Here is a 2160-nt window from a genome sequence, read left to right as displayed (position 1 = left end):
CGCCGCGCCGCCTGCAGCAGCCGGCGCGTGTCGCGCGGCAGATCGCCGAGCAGTTCCAGCGCGCCCAGCACGGTGCGACGGCCGCGCCGGGCCATCGCCCGCGGCGCGAACCGCTGCAGCATCACCCGCTCCAGGTACGGGGCAGCGGCGCCGGCCATGTCGAAGTCCGGATCGAGCTGGCGCCCGACCCCTTCCAGGGTCAGGAAGGTCTTGATCATCAGCGCCAGGTCGGCCGGCAGCGCCAGCGCGTGCTGGCGCAGCAGCGCGGTGACGTCGCCGAGCATGGCGCCGACCCGCAGGTCCTTCAGTGGCACGCCGCGGTACTGGTCGACGAAGGCGGCGATTTCCAGGTGCAGGCGCGCCTCGTCGACCTCGACTTCGCCGTCGGTCCACTCCAGCAGGATGTCGGCGACCGCCTCGGCGTCCTGGGTGACCAACCCATGCAGCAACTGCACCACCTGGTAGCGGCGCTGTTCGGAAATGCGCCCGACCATGCCGAAGTCGATCACCGCGATGCGCTCACCGGGCAGGTAGAAGATGTTGCCCGGATGCGGATCGGCGTGGAAACAGCCGTCCTCCAGCACCATCTTCAGCACGATGTCGGCGCCGGTGCGCGCCAGTTGGCGACGGTCCAGGCCGGCGGCGTCGACCGCGGCCAGGTCGCGGCCGCCGATGCCGTCGACGAAGTCCTGCACATTGAGCGTTTCGCAGGTCCACTGCCAGTGCACCCGCGGGATCACGATCTCGTCGTGTCCCTGGAAGTTGGCGGCGATGCGCTCGGCATTGCGGCATTCGCCGGCGAAATCCAGCTCGCGGCGCAGCGACAGGGTGAACTGGTGCACCACCGCGGCAGGGTGATAGCGCTTCAGGTCCGGCGCGCGCGCTTCGACGATCTCCGCCAGCCGCGCCAGCAATCGCAGGTCGGCCTCGATCACCTCGCGGATGCCGGGGCGGCGCACCTTGATCACCACGGCGGTGCCGTCGTGCAGCCGGGCGCGATGGGTCTGCGCCAGCGAGGCGGCGGCCAGCGGGGTTTCCTCGACCTCGGCGAAGATCGCCGTCGGCTCTTCGCCGAGCGCCTCGATCAGCTGCGGCAGGATCTGCGGGTAGTCCAGCGCCGGCGCGGCGTTCTGCAGTTCGCCCAGTTCGTCGATCCATTCCGGCGGCAGCAGGTCCACGCGCGTGGCCAGCACCTGGCCCAGCTTGACGAAGGTCGGGCCGAGATCCTGCAGGGCGCGCCGCACCCGCTGCGGGGCCGACATGCGCAGCATCTCCTCGGCGTTGTGCCAGTGCAGCAGGCGCCCGGCGCGCTCCAGCACGTCGGCCATGCCGATGCGCCGGACCACGTCGCCGAACCCGTAGCGGATCAGCACCGAGGCGATTTCCTGCAGGCGTCCCAGATCGCGGACGGTGCTCAACGCCTCCCACATCGCGCTCATCCTCGGGGAAGGCGCGCGGCCACAATCACAGCAACGCGTCCAGGCCGCGCAGGGCCGCCGCCACGGTCTGCCGGCGCACCGCGTCGCGGTCGCCCGGGAACTGGAACAATTGCGCGCTGGCATAGCCGCCGCGGCGCTTCCAGCCCAGCCAGACGCTGCCGACCGGCTTGTCCGCGGAGCCGCCGCCCGGCCCGGCGATGCCGGTCACCGCGACCGCGACGCTGGCGCCGGAATTGACCAGCGCCCCGGACACCATCTCGATCACCGTCTCCCGGCTGACCGCGCCATGATGCTCCAGCGTCTGCGGACGCACGCCCAGCAAGGCCTGCTTGGCCTCGTAGCTGTAGGCGACGATGCCGCAGTCGAACCAGGCCGAAGACCCGGCGACGTCGGTCATCACCTTGGCGATCCAGCCGCCGCTGCAGCTTTCGGCGGTGACCAGGCGCTCGCGCGCGGTGCGCAAGCGATCGCTGAGCGCGGTGGCCTGTTGCAGCAGATCCGAATCGGTGGGAAGCGTCATGGCACAGCTCGGGAAACCAGTGCGCTTTGTAGCCCAATTCGCCGTGGCTGTCGCGCCTGCGCGTGCCGGCGGATGGCCGGCCGTCAGCCAACGCGGCGCATGGGCCGCGACCACGCCGGCCCGCCCATCGGCGTCGAGCGTGCCGACGCCGGCGTCGACGTGGCACTCAGCGCTGCTGCCACTCCTCCTGCTCGCGCGGCG

The 2160-nt window shown here is 71.3% G+C and carries 2 protein-coding genes; both read right to left on the bottom strand.

All coding sequences use genetic code 11. The features are described from left to right. Positions 1-1430 (bottom strand): 2-polyprenylphenol 6-hydroxylase (gene ubiB, locus D180_RS20635; RefSeq protein WP_017914256.1); only part of this gene is annotated, 1430 nt, incomplete at its 3' end. 34 nt (positions 1431-1464) lie between these two features. Then, on the bottom strand, positions 1465-1959 hold the full coding sequence (locus tag D180_RS20630) for a CinA family protein (RefSeq protein ID WP_017914255.1): 495 nt from the start codon (positions 1957-1959) through the stop codon (positions 1465-1467). Positions 1960-2160 lie beyond the last annotated feature (201 nt).

The organism is Xanthomonas sp. SHU 166 (genome assembly GCF_000364685.1).
Lineage (GTDB): Bacteria > Pseudomonadota > Gammaproteobacteria > Xanthomonadales > Xanthomonadaceae > Xanthomonas_A > Xanthomonas_A sontii.
The sequence above is the reverse complement of the archived record's forward strand: the minus strand, read 5'-3'. Positions and strand labels throughout refer to the sequence as shown.